Source organism: Vibrio sp. B1REV9, from assembly GCF_905175395.2.
In the GTDB taxonomy this organism is placed as follows: Bacteria; Pseudomonadota; Gammaproteobacteria; order Enterobacterales; family Vibrionaceae; genus Vibrio; species Vibrio alfacsensis.
In genome coordinates this window covers 420,241-442,910 of the sequence record NZ_HG992746.1, presented here as the reverse complement: position 1 = coordinate 442,910, position 22,670 = coordinate 420,241, and the positions used below count along the sequence as shown (strand labels likewise).

The 22,670-nt window shown below is 43.1% G+C and carries 20 protein-coding genes; 5 read left to right on the top strand and 15 right to left on the bottom strand.

The genetic code is table 11. The annotated features are described in order from the left end of the window. Positions 1-145 precede the first annotated feature (145 nt). Entirely contained in the window at positions 146-1,003 is an 858-nt protein-coding gene (locus KHN78_RS16225; RefSeq protein ID WP_211918868.1) for an AraC family transcriptional regulator, read from the bottom strand. A gap of 150 nt (positions 1,004-1,153) precedes the next feature. Between KHN78_RS16225 and KHN78_RS16220 the strand changes: the two genes are divergently transcribed. Continuing rightward, positions 1,154-2,539 (top strand): MATE family efflux transporter, encoded by a 1,386-nt coding sequence (locus tag KHN78_RS16220; protein WP_211917211.1) that lies wholly within the window; start codon positions 1,154-1,156, stop codon positions 2,537-2,539. A gap of 169 nt (positions 2,540-2,708) precedes the next feature. Here KHN78_RS16220 and nrdG read toward each other — a convergent pair whose 3' ends face one another. After that, positions 2,709-3,179: an anaerobic ribonucleoside-triphosphate reductase-activating protein gene (gene nrdG / locus KHN78_RS16215; protein ID WP_211917210.1), complete on the bottom strand. Its 471-nt coding sequence runs from the start codon at positions 3,177-3,179 to the stop codon at positions 2,709-2,711. An 84-nt stretch (positions 3,180-3,263) separates the two neighbouring features. After that, positions 3,264-5,384: an anaerobic ribonucleoside-triphosphate reductase gene (gene nrdD / locus KHN78_RS16210; protein ID WP_211917209.1), complete on the bottom strand. Its 2,121-nt coding sequence runs from the start codon at positions 5,382-5,384 to the stop codon at positions 3,264-3,266. Positions 5,385-5,692: 308 nt separating this feature from the next. On the opposite strand from nrdD, the gene KHN78_RS16205 reads away from it, so the two are divergent. Next, complete coding sequence (locus KHN78_RS16205) at positions 5,693-6,556, top strand: endonuclease/exonuclease/phosphatase family protein (RefSeq protein WP_211917207.1); 864 nt, start codon at positions 5,693-5,695, stop codon at positions 6,554-6,556. A 13-nt stretch (positions 6,557-6,569) separates the two neighbouring features. Here KHN78_RS16205 and KHN78_RS16200 read toward each other — a convergent pair whose 3' ends face one another. The 3 genes from KHN78_RS16200 to KHN78_RS16190 are packed head-to-tail and all read right to left on the bottom strand — an operon-like array spanning position 6,570 to position 7,716. Further along, positions 6,570-6,995 (bottom strand): YeeE/YedE family protein, encoded by a 426-nt coding sequence (locus KHN78_RS16200; protein WP_211917206.1) that lies wholly within the window; start codon positions 6,993-6,995, stop codon positions 6,570-6,572. Next, positions 6,995-7,396: a YeeE/YedE family protein gene (locus tag KHN78_RS16195; protein ID WP_211917204.1), complete on the bottom strand. Its 402-nt coding sequence runs from the start codon at positions 7,394-7,396 to the stop codon at positions 6,995-6,997. The genes KHN78_RS16200 and KHN78_RS16195 overlap by 1 nt, the downstream gene beginning before the upstream one ends. A 26-nt stretch (positions 7,397-7,422) precedes the next feature. Further along, positions 7,423-7,716, bottom strand: coding sequence for an ArsR/SmtB family transcription factor (locus KHN78_RS16190; protein WP_211917202.1), 294 nt, complete (start codon positions 7,714-7,716; stop codon positions 7,423-7,425). Between the two features lie 151 nt (positions 7,717-7,867). Between KHN78_RS16190 and KHN78_RS16185 the strand changes: the two genes are divergently transcribed. Further along, on the top strand, positions 7,868-9,571 hold the full coding sequence (locus tag KHN78_RS16185) for an FAD-dependent oxidoreductase (RefSeq protein ID WP_211917199.1): 1,704 nt from the start codon (positions 7,868-7,870) through the stop codon (positions 9,569-9,571). A gap of 173 nt (positions 9,572-9,744) precedes the next feature. Here the strand turns inward: KHN78_RS16185 and KHN78_RS16180 are convergent, their stop codons facing one another. The 8 genes from KHN78_RS16180 to KHN78_RS16145 all read right to left on the bottom strand — a co-directional run bounded on the left by KHN78_RS16180 (position 9,745) and on the right by KHN78_RS16145 (position 18,440). After that, positions 9,745-10,971: a carbohydrate porin gene (locus KHN78_RS16180; RefSeq protein WP_211917197.1), complete on the bottom strand. Its 1,227-nt coding sequence runs from the start codon at positions 10,969-10,971 to the stop codon at positions 9,745-9,747. A gap of 118 nt (positions 10,972-11,089) precedes the next feature. Beyond that, entirely contained in the window at positions 11,090-11,719 is a 630-nt protein-coding gene (locus KHN78_RS16175; protein ID WP_211917195.1) for a DUF3299 domain-containing protein, read from the bottom strand. Positions 11,720-11,784: 65 nt separating this feature from the next. After that, a complete protein-coding gene (locus KHN78_RS16170) occupies positions 11,785-13,116 on the bottom strand; it encodes a metal-dependent hydrolase family protein (RefSeq protein WP_211917193.1) in 1,332 nt (443 codons plus the stop codon). A 243-nt stretch (positions 13,117-13,359) separates the two neighbouring features. Further along, positions 13,360-14,376, bottom strand: coding sequence for a helix-turn-helix transcriptional regulator (locus KHN78_RS16165; protein ID WP_211918866.1), 1,017 nt, complete (start codon positions 14,374-14,376; stop codon positions 13,360-13,362). Positions 14,377-14,531: 155 nt separating this feature from the next. After that, entirely contained in the window at positions 14,532-15,188 is a 657-nt protein-coding gene (locus tag KHN78_RS16160) for a potassium channel family protein (protein ID WP_211917191.1), read from the bottom strand. Beyond that, positions 15,185-16,288: an AI-2E family transporter gene (locus KHN78_RS16155; protein ID WP_211917189.1), complete on the bottom strand. Its 1,104-nt coding sequence runs from the start codon at positions 16,286-16,288 to the stop codon at positions 15,185-15,187. The genes KHN78_RS16160 and KHN78_RS16155 overlap by 4 nt, the downstream gene beginning before the upstream one ends. Before the next feature lie 27 nt (positions 16,289-16,315). Next, positions 16,316-17,329, bottom strand: coding sequence for a DUF2955 domain-containing protein (locus tag KHN78_RS16150; RefSeq protein ID WP_211917186.1), 1,014 nt, complete (start codon positions 17,327-17,329; stop codon positions 16,316-16,318). Then, entirely contained in the window at positions 17,319-18,440 is a 1,122-nt protein-coding gene (locus KHN78_RS16145; RefSeq protein ID WP_211917185.1) for an HlyD family secretion protein, read from the bottom strand. Before KHN78_RS16145 ends, KHN78_RS16150 begins: the two co-directional genes overlap by 11 nt. A gap of 179 nt (positions 18,441-18,619) precedes the next feature. Between KHN78_RS16145 and KHN78_RS16140 the strand changes: the two genes are divergently transcribed. Next, positions 18,620-19,630: a helix-turn-helix domain-containing protein gene (locus tag KHN78_RS16140; RefSeq protein WP_211917183.1), complete on the top strand. Its 1,011-nt coding sequence runs from the start codon at positions 18,620-18,622 to the stop codon at positions 19,628-19,630. Positions 19,631-20,186: 556 nt separating this feature from the next. Next, positions 20,187-21,452: a hydroxymethylglutaryl-CoA reductase gene (locus tag KHN78_RS16135; protein WP_211917181.1), complete on the top strand. Its 1,266-nt coding sequence runs from the start codon at positions 20,187-20,189 to the stop codon at positions 21,450-21,452. A 113-nt stretch (positions 21,453-21,565) separates the two neighbouring features. Here KHN78_RS16135 and KHN78_RS16130 read toward each other — a convergent pair whose 3' ends face one another. After that, the gene (locus KHN78_RS16130) at positions 21,566-22,651 is read right to left on the bottom strand and encodes a ketoacyl-ACP synthase III (RefSeq protein WP_211917179.1); all 1,086 of its coding nucleotides are present in this window, start codon (positions 22,649-22,651) and stop codon (positions 21,566-21,568) included. Between the last annotated feature and the right edge of the window lie 19 nt (positions 22,652-22,670).

Below are 22,670 nucleotides of genomic sequence, written 5' to 3'. Positions count from 1 at the left end.
ACCCTTTGAAATTCAAGTATCGAACCTCACGGTAACACTTTCATTAACAATGGCGAAAGTGTTTTTTGTCGATTTCACCAATTTGAGGACAAAATTCTAGTAAGTGCTGCGTTTCATGAACGCCATTGTTCACAAAAAGAACGATTTACTCACTACTATGGCGATCTAAACGGCCATTTCGTCTAAATTCTCGTGGCGTCATTGTCGACCACGCTTTAAAGCGAGTACTGAAATTCGCCCCCGTCGGATAACCCACAATTTCGCCAATGTGCTGAATTGACCACTCCGTTGAACGTAACAGCCTTGCCGCATATTCCATTCTCATCCGCGTCAAATGAGCCATAGGACTGCGCCCAAAGTATTGTTGCGAGAGTCTATGTAGATGAGGCTCTGAACAAGGATAGAGTGCAGCAAGTTGTTCTACTGTCCATTCTTTATGTAATTGCCTTTGAACAAGATCGAACACTCGATGTAACCTAAGTTGATTCCGAGAAAGGGAATCGGAATGCGGCATATTAAGCATCAGTTCGAGTTGTGCAACACTGTGCGCCCCCACTTCACCGCCATAGTCAATCGGGAGGTTAATGCTTCTAAGTAGTGTTTGAATACAGGAATACATCACTTCTGGTGCAGTCGTCAGTTGATATTCAATCTCATCTCCCACCATAGGCCACTCTTTTCCTTGCGCAAGAAAGACCCACGCAATTTGCCAGGTTTGATCTTCCATACCAAAGCCGTTTTCAATACCTGCAGGGACAATCACTAATGACCCTTGTTCTAACGAATAACGACAAGCACCACTCTCAAGCCAACCCTTACCCCTTACGGTATAAAGTAACATATGCTTTTTCTGGTTTTTTCGATATACAGAAAAGAAATCGCGACACGTTGCAATACCACATTGCACAATCCCACGCTCTTCTAAAGCGATAACTTTGGTATGGTCAATAAACTCTTGATAGGTTTTGTCTGAAATGGCGTAGCGTTCTTGTTTTTCTTCCACGATTTTGTAGCTCACAACAATGTCATTGGACAATTTAATCGAACGACGTCTAAGAATGGATAGTTTGGCAAAACTTTTAGATGTAACTGAAAAATACACTGGGCAATCATGAGGATAAACTACTCGCATAAATCTTAGCGGAGAAATGCGATGCTCTTAACACGTCAATACATAGACAAGACATTCTGGCAACGATTGATCGCGATCGGCGTTCCCGTATCTCTTCAATCAATGTTATTTTCGTTACTTGGCGCCATCGATATTTTCATGGTAAGCCAGTTGGGAGAATCAGCGACTGCTGCTGTTGGTGTCGGTAACCGTATCTTTTTCTTTAACCTTGCTGTTGTATTCGGTTTATGTGGGGCTGTCACAGTTCTGGCTTCGCAATATTTCGGTTCTGGTAATGTTGCAGGCATTCGGCGAACACTTGCTCAATCTTGGTTTATTTCAATAATTGTCACGCTGCCGTTTATTGTGCTTTATACGATATTCGACAAAGAGATCGTCTCATTTATGGCAGACGACCCACAATACGTCAGCTATGCTCGCGAGTATTTGGTGGTAACAGGATTTAGTCTCATTGGCACTGCCATTGTCGTGCCTATTGAATCGGTACTCAGATCCGTCGGTGAAGCAAAGATGCCAACTTACGTCAGTATTGCCGCCATAGTTGTAAACATTTTCCTCAATGCAGTGTTGATCTTTGGTTTATTTGGCTTCCCACAGTGGGGCGTATTTGGCGCAGCTGTGGGTACGTTTATCTCACGTTTTTTCCAAACTGCAGTGCTGGTATATTTCTTTTGTCGTCGCTATTCGTATCTGCTCCCTACTCGTTCAGACTGGCATGAGGGCGCAGTAAAGCAACATAGAAACAAGTATTTTAAAGTTTCGATGCCGATGCTTATTCATGACTCATTATGGACTGGAGGCTTAATCGTTTACAGCATCATCTACGGACAACTCGGTGTTACGGAGCTTGCGATCATCTCTTTCCTTTCGCCAATAGAAGGCGTATTGATATCGACGTTTATGGGCTTTGCCGTCGCGGCTTCTGTATTACTTGGTAACGACATTGGTGCGAAACAATATGACCGTGTTGAAAAAACGGCATGGTGGTATGTATTAACAAGTGCCGTACTTGCTACAGTGCTGTTCACCATGGTTTGGTTGTGTTCACCTATTATCCTACAACTTCTCGAATTTAGCCCACTGACAGATGCACATATGGCATTAAATGTATGTCTCGTACTTGCGTTAGGAATGATTCTACGCGTGTTTAATATGGTAGGAATTGGTGGTGTACTAAAAAGCGGTGCGGATATTCGCTATAGCATTTTCATTGATACATTTGGGCAATGGGCTATTGGTATCCCATTAACCTACTACACCGGGATGGTACTAGGCTTACCTTTACATTGGGTATTGATGTCACTGTTAGCCGAAGAGTTAGTAAAAGGTATTTTGACGACACATCGCATTCAATCCAAACGATGGATCAATAACATGGTCGATGATGAACATAGAGTGACAGCGTAACATGCAGTCCCAAAGTTACATAGTAAAGTAACGTTCATTGTAAATTGACAGGCACTCAATAGACTCTCGTTAAAGAGCGCCCTCATTAAAGAACTCACACCAAAAGGGCACATCCGAAATTTACGAATGTGCCCTTTTCATATTCTTGTCTTATTAGAGACAAAGACGATTAGATGTCTGTGAAACGATGAATGATTTGGTTCGAACTTCCCCGCCATTCTAGATTCAGATCTTTCTTGTCTTGCTCAAATTTCCCATCGATCAATGTATCGATGTATTGCATCACTTCTCGTTGGGCATCATCGAGTTCTTCCAGTGTGTACCCCGTCCAAACCCAAATATCTTTACCTGGGCACTCTTCTCTTACGCGCTTTACTAGCTTGAGAATGTGTGGCACGTTCGCCGGATGCAGAGGGTCACCGCCAGACAGAGATAAACCACGGCGTTTGATGCGCGTGTCGTTCAAATCTGCGATGATTTTATCTTCAGCTTCTTGAGTGAAAAACACACCAGAATCCAAACGTTGCGTCGACTGGTTATAACAGCCACGACACTGGTGTACACAGCCCGACACAAATAACGTGCAGCGTGTACCTGGTCCGTTTACAACATCGATTGGATAATATTGGTGGTAATTCATAGTCATGCCTTTTGTTCTGGCTAGAAAAGAAAATCAACCCATTACAGGTTGATTTTCATTATTGAGTTTGAGCTTAATTCAACCTTAAAGGTGCTTCACTCGACGCTTAACTTCTTCTTGCTTACCGAAGTTAAACGGGCGAGCATCTGGACTGCCTAGGTAGCCACAAACGCGGCGTGTTACTGATACTTTCGTTGAGTCGTGGTTGCCACAACTTGGGCACGTAAAGCCTTTACTTGTACAGTCAAACTCACCGTTGTAACCACACTCGTAACACTCATCGATTGGTGTATTCGTACCGTAGTAAGGTACGCGCGTATAACTGTAGTCCCACACGTTTTCTAGCGCTTCGATGTTACGTTGCATGTTCGGGAACTCGCCATAACAGATAAAGCCACCGCTTGAGATTTCTGGATAAGGCATCTCAAAATCGATCTTATCGTAAGGGTTTACCGTTTTCTCAACATCTAAGTGGAAGCTGTTGGTGTAGTAACCTTTATCAGTCACGCCTTCGATAACACCAAATTCTTTCGCATCGATGCGGCAGAAACGGCTACATAGGTTTTCGCTTGGTGTGCCATATAGGCTGAAACCATAGCCAGTTTCGTCTGTCCATTGGTTTACCGCATCTTTCATATGTTTGATGATAGCAACTGCTTTTTCGCGCAATACGGCATCATCATACAAGTGAGCTTCGGTTCCAAATAGCGCGTTGATCGTCTCATGAACACCAATATAGCCAAGAGAAATCGAAGCACGACCATTTTTGAAGATTTCAGCAACAGAGTCATCCGCTTTTAGTCGAACACCACAAGCCCCTTCCATGTATAGAATCGGTGCAACGCGTGCTTTAACGTTCTCTAAACGTGAAATTCGAGTTTCCAGTGCTTTACGAGCAAGACGTAGACGATCATCAAGCAATTCGTAGAACTTTGCTTCGCTGCCGTTTGCACGAATAGCGATACGTGGCAAGTTTAAGCTCACTACACCAAGGTTGTTACGACCCTCGTGAATAAGCTCACCGTTCTCTTCATAAGTGCCTAAGAAGCTGCGACAGCCCATCGGTGTTTTAAATGAACCCGTAATTTCCACAACTTTGTCGTAGTTAAGAATATCTGGGTACATGCGTTTAGAAGCACATTCTAGCGCCAGTTTCTTAATGTCGTAGTTTGGATCTTCTGCCTTGTGGTTCAAACCATCTTTAATACCGAAAACCAGTTTAGGGAACACGGCTGTTTTACGGTTTTTACCAAGCCCTGCGATACGGTTTTTCAGAATCGACTTCTGAATCAGGCGTGATGCCCAGCTTGTACCAAGGCCAAAACCAAACGTCACGAATGGTGTTTGACCGTTTGCAGTATGCAGCGTGTTTACTTCATATTCGAGAGATTGGAATGCGTCATAACACTCTTTTTCAGTGCGTGATTTAGCAAACGCTTCAGGCTCTGCAATATCCCACTCTTTAGCGATAGCTAGATGCTTCTCGTAACTCGTAGTGACATAAGGCTCTAGCACTTCATCAATACGGTTGATCGTTGTACCACCGTAAATGTGGCTAGCAACTTGTGCGATGATCTGCGCCGTAACCGCGGTAGCCGTTGAAATTGATTTCGGTGTATCAATTTCTGCATTACCCATTTTAAAACCGTGTGTCAGCATGCCTTTTAAATCAATCAGCATACAGTTAAACATCGGGAAGAACGGTGCGTAATCTAAATCGTGGTAGTGAATGTCACCGACATCGTGCGCTTGAACTACATCACGAGGAAGAATGTGAGTTTTTGCGTAGTGCTTAGCAACAATACCCGCCAATAAATCACGCTGAGTCGGAATCACTTTACCGTCTTTGTTCGCGTTTTCGTTGATCAGATCAAGGTTGCTTTCTTCAATCAAACCCTCAATTTCACGCGTTAATGTGCTTTGCTTTTCACGTGCAATGTCACGATCATGGCGGTATTCGATGTAAGAACGCGCAAGTGATTTGTAAGGACCTTGCATGAGTTCATTTTCAACTAAGTCTTGAATCTCATGGATGTGAACTTCATCGTGATCTTGTAGTTGCAACTCAACAGAAAGCGCCACATTTAGTGCATAAATGGCGACTTCTTTTTCATGGTTATCCGCTGCTGCTTCCACTGCTGCTTGAATTCGATCCCTATTAAACGGAGCCCTTGAGCCGTCACGTTTGATTACGATTGGTTTCACTTTTTCTCCTTACCCAAGAATACTCACAGAGTTATCCACAAATACACTATATAGGGCGATTTATTATTCTGCTGACACAATATATTGTGGCGTATTTAACGAGAAGCACCATTTGAAAACATTGATCTTGATCAACAAAACATAGCTAGAGGATAAGAACAAATCGATCTTATTGCAGCTGATCTCAGATGAAAATAAAACTGTGAAAATTGCAAAAATGGAGGTGATTTCACTTGCTTTTTAGAGAGGTCTTGTAGGATAAAGGTTGCAAAGGAATTCACCTAAATTTAGGAGTGCAATGGACCAGTATGCGATCACTTTTTGTTACGGCAATATTATTATTTAGTTCTTTTTCGTTTGCTCAGGATTCAATCAAACTCACCAGTTGGAATATTGAGTGGCTATCCATAAATGGTGAAAAGGTATCTCGTACTCCACAAGACTTTATAAAATTGAACCACTATGTGGATAAAACTGACATTGACGTTCTAGCATTTCAAGAAGTAGAAAGCCATGCGGCGATAAGCAAAGTCGTAGGAAGTGAATACACCATTTACTTATCAGACCGCGCTCAGCCCTCTCATCGTCATCTACAATTCAACGACACAAATCAATATACTGGTTTCGCGGTTCGTAAAGGAATAGATGTGGATGACAGACCCGATTTCTCAATCACCCAAGGTAATAGCAAATTACGCTTCGCTAGCTACATCGTATTAAATCCTAATAAAGATAACGAAACTCACCTGCTCTCTGTACACCTAAAAGCAGGATGCAGCGGTGCGTATCGCAATAATCGTGACTGTAAGATAGTGAAACAACAAGGTCAGGCGCTAGCGAAGTGGATAAAAGCGCGCGAGGATAACAAACAACACTATGTGGTTCTCGGTGACTTTAACCATAACTTAGGTTATCGAGGGGATTGGCTATGGGAAGTGCTTTCGAACAATACTGACGCAAGACTGGTGACCAAAAACACCAAAGCAGAATGTAAAGTGCGCTCTAACCGGAATCCAAATAAAACTCACCAATTCCGCTCGGTGATTGATCATATCATCGCAAGCGGCGATCTAAAAACGTCGCCTGGTATCCAGACTGTCTTCCGATCACAGGATGTGCTCGACTATAAACTGAGTGACCATTGCCCAGTCTCAACGATACTTTCTTTTTAGCGAGCACGACTTTCTAACGCTGCAACACTTTCTTCGCAGTAAACGAACCAACTAACATCGCTGCGATAAATATCAAGACTTGTACGTTGCCAGTTAAAATGCTGGCAACTGCAGGACCAGGACACACGCCTAACAAGCCCCAACCAATACCAAACAACGCCGCACCACCAACTAATCTTTTATCGATGACTTTTGACGTTGGGCAAATAATCTCGTCACCAAATACTGATTTGCTTCTTGGCTTTATTAGTAAAAGGTAAGCAGGAATGAAAACGGCGAGCGCTCCCCCCATGACAAACGCCAAACTTGGGTCCCATGCACCAGTGATATCAAGAAAGCCAATAACTTTTTCAGGATCCGCCATGCCAGAGATCACCATTCCCATGCCAAACAGCACACCAGAGAACATGACGATTGCGATTTGTTTTGCATTTTTCATTACGACACCACCAAAACTGTTAGCATGGCTGTCGCCATAAAAGTACATGTTGCGACCAAAGAGCGGACAGAGAAACGCCCCATCCCACAAATACCATGACCACTCGTACAACCATTACCGATGCGCGTACCTACACCAACAAATAGACCCGCCAGTACGACCAGAAGCAACGAGTCACTGTATTGTTCTGGAGCATGGCCATGCATAACATAGAAAGCGAAAAGTCCACCCAATGCCATGGCAATCAAAAATACGATTCGCCAAACACGATCGGTATTTTCTACCGCCCCATTTAAGATCCCGCTTATCCCTGCAGTCTTACCTGTGAATAGCATCAATATCACAGCTGATGCGCCAACCATTACGCCGCCAATCAGCGACATCCAAGGAACTTCAAACATAAGTACCCCCAAAATATAAGTTTGAATTACTGTTTACAAAAAACGTGATTAAACGCTTCGATGAGCGGCCCCACTCTTTTATCAGAAATGGAATAAAACACTTGCTGAGAAACCTTCCGTGCTTTGATGATGTCATGTTTTCTCAATACGGTGAGGTGTTGCGAAAAAGCCGACTGACTTAATGATGACCCTTCAAACAGTTCACCCACCCCTTTTTCGCCCTCTATCAACTTGCACATCACAATTAATCGTTCTGGATGAGCCATAATTTTAAGTAGCTCACTCGCTTCAGTCGCGCTTTGTAGCATACTGTCGCCCATTCTTATGCCTCTTCTTCAATACATTAACTTTTATTAGATATTACTAATTAACATTATTAAGTCAACCCTAATATAGATAAAATAAAATTAGACAATGCTAATATTATTGAGTAAGGTGTAAGCGTTTTCGATCATTCAGTAGGAGAAATCCATGAGCAAAATCGTGATTATTGGTGGTGTTGCTGGCGGTGCATCTGCAGCAGCTCGCGCTCGTCGTCTCAGTGAAGACGCACAAATTATTATGTTTGAACGCGGTCCTTTTGTGTCTTTTGCCAACTGTGGCTTGCCTTATCACATTGGTGGCGATATTCAAGAACGCAGCAAACTGCTACTTCAAACCCCAGAAAGCTTTTTAGCGCGTTTTAATGTCGACGTTCGTGTCATGAACGAAGTCGTTTCTATTAACCGTCAGGACAAAACCGTCACGGTAACAAACTTAATTGACGGCTCTGAATACCAAGAAAGCTACGATTTTCTTCTATTGAGTCCTGGAGCTGGGCCTGTAGTACCACCTATTCCTGGTATTGATAACCCGCTTACCCATTCTCTGCGTAACATTCCAGATATGGATCGCATCATCAACACGATAGAGACAAACAAGGTTGAACACGCAACGGTTGTTGGTGGCGGTTTTATTGGCTTAGAAATGATGGAAGCATTCCATCAGCTAGGAGTGAAAACCACATTAATAGAAATGGCCGATCAAGTAATGACACCTGTCGATCGTGAAATGGCAGGCTTTGCACATGCAGAGATCCGCGAGAAAGGCATCGATTTACGTTTAGGTGTCGCCCTCTCTTCTGTTGAATACGTTGCCAATCAATCTATCGCCAACATAGAAGCAGGTGAAAATGATGCGCATCAACACCTTCAAGGTAAGCTAACTCTGTCACTCAATAATGGCGATGTGTTGGACACCGATATTCTGATCATGGCGATTGGTGTTCGTCCTGAGACAAAACTTGCGCAAGAAGCAGGGCTTCAAATTGGTGCTCTGGGCGGTATTTATACCAACGAATACATGCAAACCAGCGATCCTTCAATTTATGCCGTTGGAGATGCCGTTGAGGAAAAAGACTTTGTTACGGGTGAACAAGCACTTGTTCCATTAGCTGGCCCTGCTAACCGTCAAGGTCGAATGGCAGCAGACAACATGCTAGGCCGTCAAGAAACTTACCAAGGTACGCAAGGTACTGCTATCTGTAAGATCTTTGATTTGGCAGTCGCTTCTACAGGCAAGAACGAGAAGCAACTTAAACGTGACAACATCACTTATGAAAAAGTCTATGTTCATGCAGCTAGCCATGCAAGTTACTACCCTGGCTCTGAAACCGTGTCGTTCAAAATGTTGTTTGATCCAAAAACCGGTAAGATATTAGGTGCGCAAGCGGTAGGTAAAGATGGTGTCGACAAACGCATTGACGTAATGGCGGTAGCCCAGCGTGCAGGTATGACAGTTGAGCAACTTCAACACCTCGAACTGACTTACGCACCACCTTATGGCAGTGCTAAAGACGTCATTAACCAAGCAGCTTTCGTTGCCAACAACATCATCAAAGGTGATGCTACAGCGATCCATTTTGATGAAATTGACGAACTGTCGGAAGATCAGGTGTTGCTTGATGTACGTAATCCTAGTGAATTGGAATCTGTTGGGTTCATTGAAGGCGCGATTAACATTCCTGTTGACCAACTCCGTCAACGTATGGATGAACTACCTAAAGACAAAGAGATCGTGATTTACTGTCAGGTGGGTCTAAGAGGCAATGTCGCTTATCGTCAACTCGTCAACTCAGGATTTAAAGCTCGCAATCTGCTTGGCGGTTACCGTACTTACAAGTTCGCAAAAGCCTAATCTCTGATTTCTAATTGAAGCAAAGGGGCACATAATTTGCCCCTTATACATATTGGATTCAGTCGCCGATTATCTTAATAGACCAGAGCTGTCTTTTTTGTCGCAAAATCGCCCAAAATAGCAGCACTGTCTATTTATACAGCTGTTAATGGAGCAGCGAGAAACATAATCAACTAGATGAATATTCTTGCGCGTAAGCCCATCACCCAAGTACTGCTTTTATTGGAGAATGCCGGGTCTTTGATATACTGAATATCCGGAGTGATCTGAATATATTCATTCAACTGCATGTTGTAATAAAGCTCAGCAGTAAACTGTTCAGAATCACCAACGCCATAAGCTTGCTCTAGGTTGTCATTTACATGACTCCAGTTCACCGCAAAACCTAGGTTATTGGTCGGTTTCCCTAATCCAAAATAACCAACGCCAACCGTTAAAGAACGATCATAAAGTGCGACATCCCCCTCAGAGAAACCACCACGAACGAATGGCATCAATTGCTCTGTCGCAAAATAGCTTGCTGAAAAATTAATCCCTTGCCCGCTTTCTCGGTTGGTTAAGTTGTGTTGAGTTCCACCGTCAAGGTGCCATGCAGTGAAATGCACATTGTCGGTATAGATCTGGTCCTGTGATGCCGCCCAACCAAGTTCAAACGAAGTAAATAACTTATGATCATTAAACAAAGTATCAAAACCATCAAATGGTTTATCAGAGCGTCCCTTACCATCGGCGACACCCGCAATCATGTAAATGTTGTCCGTTAGCATATGACCAACAGCCAATCCTAAAATACCGTCATCTGGTAAACCAATGGCCCCACCACCAGTACTGAATGCCAAATTTGTAAAACCCGTCCAAGGGCTTGCAAGTGCGTACGCATCCACATAATCCGAGGTATCTAAAAAACCAGCAATAAACGTTGTCTTACCACCGTTGAGGCTCTGCTTCCAATACAAGTTAGTTAAACGCATCCCTTGATCACTGTACGCTGAACCAATCATTCCCGCATAGCCTAAGCCATCACCAATAAAAGCGAACTCTTTTGGGGCTAACGCGCTGTACGAATGACGATGTTCAACTTTCCAAACTAATCCCCCTACATTGCCCGACTCTAAACCAACCAAGTTCCACGTACCGTAAAATCGAGCAACGCCAGAACTTGCCGTGTCGTCTCCCCCTGTCACAGGATCTGTAGCAGACAGACCTAATGCTTGATAATCTAGGCCAAAAGTAAGGTTATGCTCTTGTTCCAATGACTCGCGCCAGCTTTCTTTTTCATGTTTTGTCTCTGCCAAAGTATTACCAACCGTATTGGGACTACCAAAATTGGCAGCATACAGATTCGATGAACTGACAATAGAAAGTGCAAGTAAACTGAGCGTAGAGATTGATACTTTCATTAAATGGCCTCATTAAGTTGATAGATAACAATCTTAACGATTCACAAAACTGATAATTGCCATTAAGCGACAATTGTACATTTCGATCATTTTAACTGTCATGAATTGATTAAGCGGATTATTGATAAGCTCGAATAGAATCGGCATCCATTTGGTATACCGTCTCAACATCCATAGCCCCGTCTACGTAGGTAACGTCGGCTTTTACTTTTTCAATTTCTAATTCACCTTTTACCCAAACAGGCTCATAAAGAGACGTGAGCTTCAAACCTTTCGGGTAACTGACTAACACGATTTGATTTGCAGGTGGTGGCGGTGTATGGACACAAGCCCCGGAGGTAGGTACAAGAAAGAATTTTGTGACAACGTCATCATTAAATTCTACAGGCGTAATAAAGCCCGGAATTTCATAACTGTCGGCAGTGAGATCAGTATTAGGTTGTGTCGCAATCTTCCGCCGATAATCGGTGATCTCTTGCCTCTTCGAAAACAACCAATCAACATCAACCCCTTCTTCATGAAGTTTTGCTTCAATCTCTTTTTTCGTTTGAAGTTGAGATTCGTTCAACACGTTGGACTGACGATACTTAGCAAGTGTACCTAACTCAAATAATTGCTCATCACTCAACGCAAGAAATGGGTCTTCAATTGGTGGGATCGCTGGACGCAATTGTTCCCAGCTAATTTGCTCTGCAACGACGGTCGATGAGGCCGTGAATAACAGACTTGCTAATAGATACTTCTTCATACTTTACCCAAATACTAAACAATGGAAATTTAAAGTTGGGGGGATTTTGGCCCCCCAATTATTTATTACAGGGTATTTTTATGAATCTTGCCGTCTTTCATGATGACTTTAAACTTGTCTTGGTAATCCTTAAGAATAGAGATGTCTTCCAGAGGGTTACCATCCACCAGCACAACATCGGCATAAGCGCCTGGTTCTACAACGCCGAGTTTACCGTATTTGTATGGATTCATACCGCCAGACCAACTTAATACCTCAGCCGCATTTGACGTACCCATTTTCATAATTTGATAAGGGGTAAAGCCTACTTTTTCCATCCAAACCATGTTATCTGCTTGGCGTGTATTGTACGCCGGACCAAACATATCTCCGCCCGTCACAATAAGTACATCATGCTTGCGAGCCCATTCAAACATCTGTTTAGCACCCGCATTCACTTTGGCCGCTTTGGATTTTTGATCAGGGCTAAAGAACGTAATTTTTTCTGGTTCAGCAAATGCTTCTAAAGACATCACCGCTTGAGCAGAAAGCGCAACCCCTTCTTCTTTCATTCGTTTGATCGTATCTTCAGATACCAAGAAATTGTGCTCAATCACTTTAACGCCTGCATCAATTGCTCGATTTACGGAGCGATCATGATAGGCATGGGCCATAACGTAAGTGCCATAATCTTCTGCGACACCCACGATAGCTTCCATCTCTTCTTTCGAGAACTGAGTCATGTGGATCGGATCAAATTCACTCGCGACACCACCACCAGCCATGATTTTAATTTGTGTGGCACCAGAGCGAAGATTTTGACGAGCCGCACGACGAGCCTCCGTAACACCATCAACGATGTAGCCAAACCCATGACGCTCTAGATCATCAACACGTCCTGGGACATCATTAAAACTGCCGGTATCAGCATGACCACCTGTTTGGCTTAAAAAACCACCAGCAGGGAATAATCGCGGCCCATCAATCAAACCATTGTTGATCGCTTTTGCCATACCCAGAATGTTACACCCTGCATCACGAGCAGTAGTAAAACCCTGATCGAGATACTGCATCATCGATACATGTGCTCGCGCGCCCATTGCCATTTGATCATAACCATCACGGCCAACTAACATCCCCTCTTGAATACACATGTGGGAGTGCATATCGATCAAGCCGGGAATCATTGTCATTCCCTCTCCATTGATCGTTGTGGTTTGTTTGTCAGCTTTAATCGGTTTTGCTGATATTTCCTTGATAAGGTTGTCAACGACAAGCACATTCTGATTTTTATGTATTTTGTCCTCAGTGCCATTGAACACATCGACATTTGTGAACAAGGTTGAAGCCGCATTCACATTAAAAGCAAGCGAACATGACAGCGCAACGAGAGAGAGTTTCGCCTTTGAGATTTCCATTATCACACCTATCTTAATTTAGAGTCCTTTCCCCATAACGACACTTGTTATGATGTAAGTACTATGGAGCAAACGTCTCAATGAAAATTTTAAAAATTACATATGAAACAAATTGTTCACATCAAAGATAGGTAAAGGTATAAGGTAGGTCAAACCTGTTTTATATGAAACGTGATGTAATGTTAAGCATTTGAATTAATTGTTAAATAAATCCAACTTCTACGGATTGTTGATTAACATTGCTTATATCAAAGATTGGCGATACGCTTTTGGCGTGGTGTTCATCATACGTTTAAATGCACGAGTAAAATGAGCAGAATCGGAATAGCCCGTTTTTAGAGCAATATGTGTAATGCTTAGATCCTTGTCTGCGAGCAGCTCTAAAGTTTGATTCAACACTAAACGCTCGATCACTTCACGATATGTTGTCTTATCGTTCGCCAAACGACGTTGTATTGTCCGTGCATTCATATCTAGAAGCTCTGCTGCAAACTGAATCGAGATCTTACCCATCGATAAATACGGCGTTAATGCTTTTTCCAATGCGACACTAAATTTATTGCAGTTTGTTTGATTGGGGGTAAAAATCTCTTTATGTGATAAAAATTGCTCTCGATTCGGTATAAAATTGATTGGCTTATCAAGCTTTTCACTAGGCAATGAGATAGCAGTAACGGATCTACCAGTATAGAATTGTGCATGCTTAAATCCAGGTAACTGACGAAATGGCTCAGATTCAAGATCTTGAACCCCCACTTCTCTCAATTGGCATTGGTGCCCAACCAGTTTTTTAATCAGCTCATTCATAAACATTGCGGAAAACATTTCTGCATAACGAAACCAATCTTTATCAACGTACTCTTTTTCTCTAACGAGCCAAATTTTTCCGCCGTGTGATTCGATGGTTAACTTTACATTATCCGAAACACTATGAAGTAATTCAGCAACTTCTGTCAGTGCAGCTCGTAGGGATTGTGTTTGAGTAATTTGATTAGCAAAACGTGGAACATAGATATCGTGACACAGCGTCCATGTCAGCAGAGAGAATTTATCTTGCGAGGCTTGTTCACCTAGGATCTGAAACACCGACTTTAACGCACTCTCTGGTACAAATGCATCCAAAGAATGGTTAGACAAAATATCCTGCGGCATTCTGGCAGACTCAAGAAGTGTGTGAAGGTCGCCATCCAGCTGTTTGAGCAAGGTCGCGAATAGTTTCACTTCTTCTGAATGCACTAGTGGAATGTCAGGATTTGCCATACGATCTATCATTTCAAATTACCAAGTATTTTTCAAGTTTAAACATTAGCTTATGGAATGTCATCAGTAGCAGTCTAAATGCCATTTTCTATTGATAATGACATTGGTGGTATGTGTATCGCTGCAGCTCAATACCAAGTCGAACGCTACACCCGCTAACCCTGATTCTGAGTTAACCGAATGCTCACCAAACTCGCCACCATAATTGCCAAGTAAAAACTGCCAACTATTGCCTCAAAGAACACGAAAAACTGTGCCACTGGAACCGTCGGTGATATGTCCCCGTACCCGACAGTTGTTAACGTTATAAAGCTGAAGTACAACGCATTAAACAGATTTGATAACCACGGTTTTGCTTCTAACCCTGTAAATGAGCTTGGGAAGAGCTCCAACACTAAGAGATAAATCACCGCCCATGCCAACCCCAACAGTAAGTAAATACAAATAGAACCAATAATGTGGTTCGTTGTTACCGATTTAGTCAGCACAACTTGCTTTAATGCGGAGTATATGTGAGAGAACAGAAATACGAGTAATGCACCCAATGTCAAAATGGACAAATCCAAATGCTCTAAAAAGGACACCCCATACGAAATCACGGCAACAATGAGCAATACGCCATACCACGTGCGATTGCCCTTGTGATCGCGATTAACACCAGCGATTGATGCGCCCAATGTTACGATCAGTAACGCCAATACTGTTTCTTGTCCATCTGGATAAAATTGGTGCATCAGCGCACAGCCAAAGAAGAGTGCTATCAACGCAAAAAACAAAAAATAGAAGTTATCTTGTCCAGTCATTGTTTTCATTGCGATACCTCAGCGTTTTCTTTCTCCGTCCCCGTTTGAGGTTCCTCATTACTTTCTTCATCCAACCAATTCACCATTAATTGATAAGTCAGGCTCAACACAACCGCCCCGACGAACAAACCGACGATACCAGACATCGCCATACCACCAAGTGCCCCCAACAGTGTTACAAGCATCGGCGTATCTGAACCACGGCTTAGAAGTACAGGCTTAAGTACAGCGTCGCTCGCACTGACTAAAATACACCACACTAAAAATAGCCCTGCAACTAACGCTGATTCGACGCTGAATACATAGATAATGGCAGGAATTAGAGCCAAGATTGGCGGCAATTGAACAATGGCAACTAAAATCACGGCAACCATCCATAATGCCGCAGCGGGTACACCCACAACGACCATGCCCACACCTGCCATGACTGATTGAATCAACGCAACGCCGATAACACCTTGTACAACACTGCGAACCGTCGATTTTGAGAGATTGACTAGCCCTTCACCTTTCTTGTTGGTAAGGCGGTCTGCCAATTTGGTAAAACCTTTTTGGCAAACGTCAGCATTACTCATGAATGCACCCGCAATCATGGTTGAAATGATAAATTGGACAAAACCACCACTGACAGACCCAACGATTGAGGCCGTTTGGGACAAGAAACCTTTTAATTGTTCTCCGTACTTAACAAGAAATCCTTCCATATTGGTCGATGCATAGTTAATCGCGGCATATACCTGATCGCCTACTAATGGGATTTCTTTCAAATTATCTTGTGGTTTAGGGACGACAAGCGTGCCGTCTTGAAGACCAGTCACTACTTCTGTCGCGCTCGTGTAAATACCTGATGAGAGTGCAATAAGTGGAATTAAAAGTAGTAACACCCCTACCGTACTAATTAATGCGCTCGCCTTGCCTTTTGAAATGCCTAAACGTTTATGTAATGACATTGCAACAGGATAGAGAGCAATCGCAATAATGCCCCCCCACACCACCAGCATAATGAACGGGCTTAAGATCGAAAAACACCACCAGATCAGTAACGCTACGGCTCCGATCTTGATAGCGGCGTCTATCGCCTGTTTAGAAAAATCATTTGAAGCTTTCATAGCGTTACCTTTTAAGTGTTTAAATGGTTATGTTTGCAAGAACTTCCATTGTCGGGTTTCCAAAAATAGTGATGCGACAATCATGTATGTCCCGACCATCACCAATTGGAAGATTCTGATAAATGTGTTGCTATCAATGTCACCAGAACTCATTAACGTACTACCAATAAGAACAAGTAATGTACTGAATGCCGTCGCAAATACTGGGGCTTTTTCCGGTATCGTGTATATTTTTTTGCCAATAATTATCGCTAACAACGCAATAAACGCGGTGTAAAACCAGATATTGGGTACAATCGCCAGTATCGAGAACGCGGCAATTGCTAGTAATCCACCAATACCATTACTGATGATCAAAAACGCACTCAACTTGACCGATTTTTCCGCTGTAATCATTAAAGAGAGCAACGCGACGAACATCATCGTGAGTAAAGCTTCCGATATCTGAAAGATAAAAAAGAAGCAAACCAGTGGAAATGAAATCAACATCGCTCGAAAAGAAGCATGCCAACGCTGCTGCGTACCAATTGGTGGCTCAGCATATCCCTCAAACTGACTTTTTGGTTCCGGTAAGTAGATGTGCATTAGGGTGAAAATTAAAACCGCAACAGCACCTGAAGTAGCAAGTCCACCCGCGAGAATCACCGACATCGCTGGGTTTCCGATTGCCATAAACGGCAGCATCAATACCGCTATCAATAAGATAGTCGCAAACAAGTTCCACTTAGGATCCGTAAATAGGTAGTAGCCCCAAATCATCATCAAGCCTACAGCCAGCAACAATATGATGGGGTATTGCGTAATGCCTCCTGAAAGAAGCAACCCTAACCCCATTGTTGCAATCATAGCCAATAACAATTCATAGACGGTTTCTTTATGCGCCTTAGGTTTATCGACCAAAAACTTTGCGGTGAACACTGGCGCAACAAACGCCAGTGACCAATTAATCCAAGCCGCAAGAAACACGGCCAAACTCACCCCTATCGTAAAGCGCAATATACGACGTTGAGTGGCATTATCTATGCGATCGTTATCGGACATAAGACAACACACTCTTTATACGAATCCATAGTTTACCTATCGCGTTAAACACAAAGTTGTCTCCGCTATAGACAATCACGTCCGCTTGGCCACCAACGCGTAGCATTCCACTGACTTCATCACGATCAAACTCGATCGCAATAGGCAGCATTTGTGTTTGACGCAGCCAACCCGTTTGTTGATTCGCTTGTGCCAATTTACCTGCTTGTTGATTTTGCCCCCAGTCAACCCCCCAATCGATGCTGCTCACTTTGCCTTTGATGACTTTTCCTGGAACAAAATCGAGTGCGATTTCTACCTCATCACCTATCGTGATGTTCCCTAGGCTATTCTCACGGAAGTAGGCTTCTATCCAAATGTCTTCGGTAGAAACAAACGTCATAATCGGCTGACCAACAGAAGCGTAAAATCCCTCTGTCAAACTAAAGTTAGAAACACCACCTTGCGTCGGAGCTCGAATAACCGTGCGCTCTAAGTTCAGCTGCGCTTGCTCTAAAGCCAGTAATGCCGCTTTCACTTGACTGTTTTCTTCACCCTCTTCACCTAGCTGCTGTTTTGCTTTTTCTAAATCAGCTTGCGCATTCACTACGTTCGCTCTTGCTGTTGCTAAAGCGGCTCTTGCTTCATCAGCATCAGACTTTGATACCACGCCCTTTTCAGCCATGGCTAAGATTCGATTCGCTTGGGCTTCCGTGTTTTGACGTTCTACGATGGCAGAAGTCAATCGAGCTTGCGCAGAGGCAATATTCGCAGTCTGTGCTCCGACATTCTGTCCGGCGATTTCTAAGTTTTCTTCCGCTTGCTGAACCGCTATCTCATAGTCAGATTTGTCGATAATGGCTAACTCATCGCCCTCTTCAACAAGTTGGTTAGGCTGAACTCTAATATCCTGCACATTGCCGGAAACCTGGGGTTTGATGGGGACGATATAGCCTTTTACTCGTGCATTGTCCGTAATTGGGATAATGCGATCTGATATAATGCTAAACCCCAGCATAAAGACAATGAATAGAATCAGATAATTGGTGATCGTTTTAACTTTATCTTTCTTATTCGTGTTTGCATCTTCTACCACTTCCGTTGGCTTGTTATCTTTTTCGTTCTCGGACATACTTTCCTCTGCCATTGAATAGATCGAACAATTTTAAGAATATACCGTCCTGATGAGTGTTCAATATTTGCAAATGAAATTAGAGAGCTATATCTAAAATGATTCATTTTTAACTAACATAAATACTTGATATACCGGAGTTCTTCATAGTTATTTGGATGGAAAAGGAGTTCCCATTAATGCCGAATCAAACGTTTCATTTACCCGTCGTTCAGACTAACTACGCACGAATTCTCGTCGAGGTATTTGCAGATTACGGCTTAGACAAACATAAACTACTTCACGATTCGGGTTTGCCTGCTGACTTGTTTCAAACTGACAGTGACTTCATCCCATCTAAATCCATAAAACGATTAATACATCTCACGTCAACGCAATTCGGTGTCACCAAATTCACAGATTTGCTAAGGTTTGTTTTTCGCCGAAGAATCATACCCAATGTCTTGCATCAGTTTACGCAATTCCCGACCATTAACGATGCCATGCAGCATATCAATGACATCTTTAGTTTGGATTCTCCAGGTAGTCTCGTTACCTTTGAAACCGTTCATGGGCATTCCTGGTTTTGCCGATTCTCCGAAGAAAGAGACACTCAAGTCTCAGATTGGTCAGAAACTTTTGCCATTATTTACATCATTGAGTTAATTCGCATACTCACCAACTCTTCTTGGGAACCCACAAAAATACGCTTGCAGACTCATTGTGGCGATATAGTAAAAAGCGCATTACCAAATTCATGCCAGATCTTCGTCGGGCAAGAAAAAACAGGCGTGCTAATACCCAAGGATGTACTAAATACCCGAATTCAAATAACCGAATCACAACTGAGTGAGCAACCAAAGAAAATCCAATGGCATACAAGTTTCACCGACAGCGTATTCGAACTTTTACGACCATACGTACGTGAGCGAAATTTATCTATCGAAGAAGCAGCCCAAATACTTAACTATTCTGTCCGAACTTTTCAGAGAAAATTAAAGAATGAAAGTACGTCTTTTCGTCACGTCAAAGAATCTTTGATGTTTTCTGTTTCTTGTGAATTAATGGAAGAAGGACACTCCCTCACATATATTTCCAATCAACTTGGCTATACAAGTATTTCGCACTTCTCACGTGCATTTAAAAGAGTGTCCGGGCTATCTCCTAAAGTGTATAAACAATCCATCGCACTGAATGCATCTGGTGCATAATATTGTTTATCTATGCTCAGTGCTTATCTATGCTCAGTCCGCTTGAGGCTTCATTTTTGGTAATTGTTTGAGTTTTGCTTGCATTAGCGTTGCTAGGTCGATTTCATCACAAAGCACTTCTACATCTTTTACTCGAAAATAAACAATCATGTCTTGCCCTCAATTGAAAACGTATGGCTATTATGCCGCCGTCAGCATGAAATTATTTACCATTTTACGCCACTGTTGACGTTCAACTCATGAAATCCTAACCCGAGTAAAAGTAGCTTAAACACTTTACACAAATTTGACATGGGTACATTTTCTCAATTTTTAACACGCGCAAAAATAGCCCTTGCGACAAAGACATTTGACTTATAATTGTTTTTCAAAGAGTTAATCACCAAAGTAACACGCTACTTATCGACAGATACTTCACATCTGCCATTCCAGTATCTACTCCAAACGCACGTAAACCCATGTCACCGGATGGTTTTGTTGCAAAACGTATACAGAGCATTGTAATCAAGCTTTGTATCACTACAATTTTAAGCCTAATTCATAAAGAAACGTTTGTATGCCGAAACTAAACTTAGACAGCGCAAGGAACCGCTCTGCTCTCTCTGATATGGAAAGCAGTCAAAAACTACAATCGGCATTAGAACCGAAATACCACCCAGCGAAGAATAGGTTATGCCTAAGTGCTGGCCTTACAGATAAACATCTTAAACGTCGTTGGCATATTCTTGAATCATTAACGAACAAAGATCTTTTACTGGATCCTTTCACTCAGTCCCACAGCCAAGCATACGCCAATAATATTGAGCACTTTATTGGAACCGTCAACGTGCCAGTCGGGATAGCTGGGCCATTACGCATCAATGGGTTGTTTGCTAGCGATGATTACCTCGTTCCACTTGCGACAACGGAAGCGGCTTTAGTGGCGTCCTACAATCGTGGAGCAAACCTAATCACCGCCGCTGGTGGAGCGAGTGCATTGTTAATCAGTGAGGGCGTCAGTCGTACTCCGGTATTTGGTTTTCAAACGCTTGCTGAAGCGGCTCAGTTCGTCAGCTGGGTCGTGACACAATATGATGCATTTCGTAAAGAAGCAGAATCTACGACCACGCACGGGAAATTGAAAGATATCAATGTGAGCATTGAAGGAAACCACGTTTACTTGGTATTCGAATACGTTACTGGTGATGCATCGGGACAAAATATGGTCACGATTGCCACTCATAAAGTGTTCCACTACATACTGCAGAACAGCCCTATCACGCCAGCTGACGCATTCTTAGATGGCAATCTATCTGGCGACAAAAAAGCAAACTCGCACACTTTGCGCTCCGTACGAGGGAAAAAAGTCTCCGCCGAAGTAACCATTCCAGCCAATTTGGTGGAAAAGTACTTACATACCACGCCAGAAAGCATGGTCAAATTCGGGAAAATGAACACGGTTGGTGGATTGTTGAGTGGCTCAATCGGCATTAATGCTCATTATGCCAATGCCCTTACCGCGTTATACATAGCTTGTGGTCAAGATGCGGCTTGTGTCGCGGAGTCTGCCGTTGGCATTACTCGTATGGATCTAGATACCCATGGGAATCTCTACGCTTCAGTGACACTCCCTAATATTATGGTTGGAACGGTCGGCGGTGGTACCGGACTTCCGACTCAAAAAGCCTGTCTTGATATCCTTGGATTGCACGGTAACGGAAAAGCCAAAGCATTAGCGGAAGTGGCCGCAGGGTTATGCTTAGCAGGCGAACTTTCTATTGTCGGCGCATTCTGTGCTGACCACTTCTCAAGTGCTCACCATAAGCTTGCACGAAAAAAATAATTCCGTTCTTGTACCAAATAGAAAGGGAGCTTCATCGCTCCCTTTCAATATTTAATCTCAACTTGGTATCCGCTTTAGGCCATCATGAATTGAGGCTAATGACGTACTTGCATTTAACGCTGACGTTCATTACACAGTTTGATCGCTCGCTCAAGTAACTCAAGCGCAGACTTATCCGATTCTGCTAGAGCTGCGTCACTCTCTGAAATTGGCGTTACGCGGTCACCCCATTTCAAAACAGCCGCACCCCAAGTAAGACCTGCACCAAATGCAGCAAGAAGCATGTTATCGCCAGGTTTTACTCGACCTTGCTCTAATGCTTCACATAATGCGATTGGCACAGTGGCAGCCGATGTATTGCCATAGTTTTGGATATTCACAAACGCTTTGTCTTGTGGGATACCCGATAAATCACATAAGGTTTGAATAATACGAATGTTTGCTTGGTGCGGTATCAAGACATCAATTTGGTCCGTAGAGAGTTGAGATGCTTTCAATACCGTTTTTGCCGCAAGTCCCATGCCTTTTACTGCACGCTTAAAGATCTCTTGACCGACAAAATTGAAGTCCCAATAACCGTTATCTTCAGCAAAACGGTCCATGCAAGTACCAAACTTTGGTACAGAAAGAATATCGCGCCCTTTCGCATCACAACCAATTTGTGATTGTAGCAAGCCAGTTTCTTGTTCTGTGCGCGTCAATACAACGGCACCAGCCCCATCACCAAACAGCACAGCGGTATCACGCATTGCCCAGTCAATGTAAAAAGAGAGGCGTTCAGCACCAATGATGATTGCGTTGCGGTAGTTGCCGGACTGAATCAAACGCGTTCCGGTTTCAAGGCCATACACAAAACCTGTACATGCGGCGTTTAAATCAAACGCGGCTGCCGAACGAATACCGAGGTTTTGTTGCACCTTAGAAGCAATATTAGGAATAAGTGAATCTGGCGAGCATGTCGCCACAATGATCAGATCTATATCACTCGCTTCTACCCCTGCCCTTGCCATTGCATGCTGTGCGGCAACAGTGGCCATATCCGAGGTATTTACATGGCTAATGCGACGGTTTTCAATGCCTGTTCGAGTCCGAATCCATTCGTCAGAGGTCTCAAGGAAAGTACTAAGGTCATCGTTTGAGAGCGTTGCTGGTGGGAGGCATTTTCCCCAACCAGTAATTTCAGCATAGTAATTTGTCATCGCAGACCTATTTATTGTT

Excerpts from the sequence above, each read along its gene's own strand:
- KHN78_RS16220 (WP_211917211.1), top strand. The coding sequence starts at position 1,154 with ATGCTCTTAACACGTCAATACATAGACAAGACATTCTGGCAACGATTG.
- nrdG (WP_211917210.1), bottom strand. The coding sequence starts at position 3,179 with ATGAATTACCACCAATATTATCCAATCGATGTTGTAAACGGACCAGGT.
- KHN78_RS16205 (WP_211917207.1), top strand. The coding sequence starts at position 5,693 with ATGCGATCACTTTTTGTTACGGCAATATTATTATTTAGTTCTTTTTCG.
- KHN78_RS16200 (WP_211917206.1), bottom strand. The coding sequence starts at position 6,995 with ATGAAAAATGCAAAACAAATCGCAATCGTCATGTTCTCTGGTGTGCTG.
- KHN78_RS16195 (WP_211917204.1), bottom strand. The coding sequence starts at position 7,396 with ATGTTTGAAGTTCCTTGGATGTCGCTGATTGGCGGCGTAATGGTTGGC.
- KHN78_RS16190 (WP_211917202.1), bottom strand. The coding sequence starts at position 7,716 with ATGGGCGACAGTATGCTACAAAGCGCGACTGAAGCGAGTGAGCTACTT.
- KHN78_RS16185 (WP_211917199.1), top strand. The coding sequence starts at position 7,868 with ATGAGCAAAATCGTGATTATTGGTGGTGTTGCTGGCGGTGCATCTGCA.
- KHN78_RS16180 (WP_211917197.1), bottom strand. The coding sequence starts at position 10,971 with ATGAAAGTATCAATCTCTACGCTCAGTTTACTTGCACTTTCTATTGTC.
- KHN78_RS16175 (WP_211917195.1), bottom strand. The coding sequence starts at position 11,719 with ATGAAGAAGTATCTATTAGCAAGTCTGTTATTCACGGCCTCATCGACC.
- KHN78_RS16170 (WP_211917193.1), bottom strand. The coding sequence starts at position 13,116 with ATGGAAATCTCAAAGGCGAAACTCTCTCTCGTTGCGCTGTCATGTTCG.
- KHN78_RS16165 (WP_211918866.1), bottom strand. The coding sequence starts at position 14,376 with ATGGCAAATCCTGACATTCCACTAGTGCATTCAGAAGAAGTGAAACTA.
- KHN78_RS16160 (WP_211917191.1), bottom strand. The coding sequence starts at position 15,188 with ATGAAAACAATGACTGGACAAGATAACTTCTATTTTTTGTTTTTTGCG.
- KHN78_RS16155 (WP_211917189.1), bottom strand. The coding sequence starts at position 16,288 with ATGAAAGCTTCAAATGATTTTTCTAAACAGGCGATAGACGCCGCTATC.
- KHN78_RS16150 (WP_211917186.1), bottom strand. The coding sequence starts at position 17,329 with ATGTCCGATAACGATCGCATAGATAATGCCACTCAACGTCGTATATTG.
- KHN78_RS16145 (WP_211917185.1), bottom strand. The coding sequence starts at position 18,440 with ATGTCCGAGAACGAAAAAGATAACAAGCCAACGGAAGTGGTAGAAGAT.
- KHN78_RS16140 (WP_211917183.1), top strand. The coding sequence starts at position 18,620 with ATGCCGAATCAAACGTTTCATTTACCCGTCGTTCAGACTAACTACGCA.
- KHN78_RS16135 (WP_211917181.1), top strand. The coding sequence starts at position 20,187 with ATGCCGAAACTAAACTTAGACAGCGCAAGGAACCGCTCTGCTCTCTCT.
- KHN78_RS16130 (WP_211917179.1), bottom strand. The coding sequence starts at position 22,651 with ATGACAAATTACTATGCTGAAATTACTGGTTGGGGAAAATGCCTCCCA.